Annotated in this window: 1 protein-coding gene; it reads right to left on the bottom strand. The window is 69.1% G+C overall.

Translation table 11 applies throughout. The annotated features are described in order from the left end of the window. Positions 1-730: 730 nt before the first annotated feature. Positions 731-1,999, bottom strand: a complete 1,269-nt coding sequence (tyrS, locus tag KZX45_RS19725; protein WP_248259463.1) for a tyrosine--tRNA ligase — start codon at positions 1,997-1,999, stop codon at positions 731-733. Positions 2,000-2,621: the final 622 nt, after the last annotated feature.

Here is a 2,621-nt window from a genome sequence, read left to right as displayed (position 1 = left end):
ACACCCAGAATCAAATGGCATCAAAAACTTGGCACACTGTTGAGTTCTCAAAGAACAGACACACACCAGCAAGACCCGGGAAAACCCACTCCCGAACCCCCACCGGGGCAACCTCTCTAACCTAACCAGGTTGTCCGAGCCTGTCAACTTCGCGCGGTTCCCCGCGCTCCGCCGGCCAGCTCGTCGATCCCGGCCCCCGGGACGATCGATCACCGATGACTGTGTCACCGGTTCGATGTCCAAGGTTTCCGCTCCGTGGGGATCGGCCTCGAGGAACTCAGTTCCTCTCGTCCGTGCCTCCCGTCCGGTGCAGCAGGAAGTACATTACGTCGCCCGCCAGGGGCCGTCAACTTCGTTGTCGACCGCCTCCAGAAGGACCGCTCCACCGCTGTGACCTGCGATTTTGCTACGTGAGACGGCTCCTGGGGCCGTCCGAAGGCTCAGATCGGGCGCTGAGACCTGACCCACAAGGGTTCACCCGCGCGTCATCTTGCGTTGGTCCTCGGCAGCGCCTCCCGACCCTCAGGACCACTCCCGTGCACGGGCCGGGACAGGGCTTCCCCCACCTTCCGGAACAGGGCCGGGCGAGGCACCGAGATGGTGCCCCGCCCGGGGTGCTGCTGCTGTCGGCCGACTTGTCGCGCGTCGTCCGGTTGTGAGTGGTCCGTCGGGCGCCGTGCGGCGGCGCATGGCCCGCCCAGCGCTGAGTCGAAGGTCCTCCGCGTCGAGCTCAGACGTGGTTTGTGGCGATGACGGCCAGGCTCTTACGGCCCTTGCGGAGCAGCGCATACCCGCCGGCCAGGAGGTCCTCCGCGGAGAGGACGCGATCCTCGTCCTCGATCTTCTCGTTGTTCAGGTAGGCGCCGCCGCTGGCGACGGTCCGCCGCGCGGCGGAACGCCCCTTCTCCAGGCCGCTGGCGAGGAGCAGGTCGACCACGGTGGACTCCCCCACGATCGCTTCGCCGCGCGGGAGCTCGGCGACAGCATCCCGAAGCGTCCGACCGTCCAGCTCGCGGAGCTCGTCTCGTCCGAACAGCGCCTGGGAGGCTCGTCGGACGCGCTCGGCCGCGTCGGGCCCGTGCACGAGTGTCGTGACGTCCTCGGCGAGTGCCCGCTGGGCCTCCCGCGCCTGCGGCCGCGTCGCGACCGCGTCCTCGAGACCGGCGATCTCCTCGCGGCTCCGGAAGGTGAACACCTTGAGGTACCGGATGACGTCCGCGTCGTCGGTGTTGAGCCAGAACTGGTAGAAGGCGTACGGGCTGAACATCTCGCCGTCGAGCCAGATCGCGCCGCCCTCGGACTTGCCGAACTTCGTCCCGTCGGCCTTGGTGATCAACGGTGTCGTGAGGACGTGCACGCTCGCACCCTCGGCCTTGCGGATGAGGTCGACCCCCGCGAGCAGATTGCCCCACTGGTCGTTGCCGCCGGTCTGCAGCGTGCAGCCGTGGCGACGGAACAGCTCCCGGTAGTCCATCGCCTGCAGGATCTGGTAGCTGAACTCGGTGAAGGAGATGCCCTCCTCGCTGGCGAGGCGGCGGGCGACGGTGTCCTTCGCGAGCATCGTGGAGAGGCGAAAGTGCTTCCCGATGTCACGGAGGAAGTCGATCGCGCTGAGCTGCCCGGTCCAGTCGAGGTTGTTGACCATCCGCGCCGCGTTGTCCCCCTCGAAGTCGAGGAAACGCTCGATCTGGCCGCGCAGGCGGTCGGTCCAGCCGGCCACGGTCTCCTTGTCGTTGAGCACCCGCTCGCCCGACATACGGGGATCACCGATCATGCCGGTGGCGCCGCCGACCAGCGCCAGCGGACGATGCCCCGCCAGCTGGAGGTGCCTCATCAGCACCAGCTGGACCAGGTGGCCGTGGTGCAGGCTCGGCGCCGTGGGGTCGAAGCCGCAGTAGTAGGTGACCGGCCCCTCGGACAGCGCCGCCCGCAGCGCGTCGATGTCGGTGGACTGGGCCAGCAGGCCGCGCCACTGGAGCTCATCGAGGATGTCGGTCACTCTTCTGCCTTCCGTTCTCTCGCCCGGCAGCTCACCGGGCACGGGTACCAGTGTGCCGTGCCGGACGCCGGCCGTGCGCCGACGGACCATGCCGCGGGCGGGTGTGCCCGTCTCGGGCTCCGGGAGGCCGCTGCCCCGGTCCGCGCCGGCATCGAGGTCGCCCCCGCCCCCCGCTGCGGGACGACCGGGTTGCCGCGTCCTTGCGGGGACGACCGCGGGTGGCCCTGCCCTGCGGAGACGACGAGCCGGTGCCCTGGTCCCTTGCGAACGCCCATGGGGTGCGATGTGCTCGTGGTGAGCGTCCGTGAATGTCCTCACCGCTGGTGAAGGAGGTTCGGTCATGGCCAGGTCTGCCTCGACCCCGCGACGGCGCAGGACGGCAAGGCCGCTGCTCGGGCTGCGAGTGCGGCCCGGCCGCCTGGCGATCGCGGTGTTCCGCCTGCCCCTGGCCGCCTACCGCCACGACGCCGGGTGGTTGCTCGGCCGCACGTTCCTGGGCCTTGACCCCGGTACGTGGACACGGGGTGGGATTACGCGGCGGGCGCGAGCGTAGCAGCGTGGTGAGACTCGTAGGTGGACGGTGACTGGTAGTTGCACCAGGAGTGCCTTCGTCGGGTGTTGT

The sequence above is a fragment of the Georgenia sp. EYE_87 genome (assembly GCF_023148685.1).
In the GTDB taxonomy this organism is placed as follows: Bacteria; Actinomycetota; Actinomycetes; order Actinomycetales; family Actinomycetaceae; genus Georgenia.
Note: the sequence above shows the minus strand (reverse complement) of the source record. Positions and strands in the feature narration are given on the sequence as shown.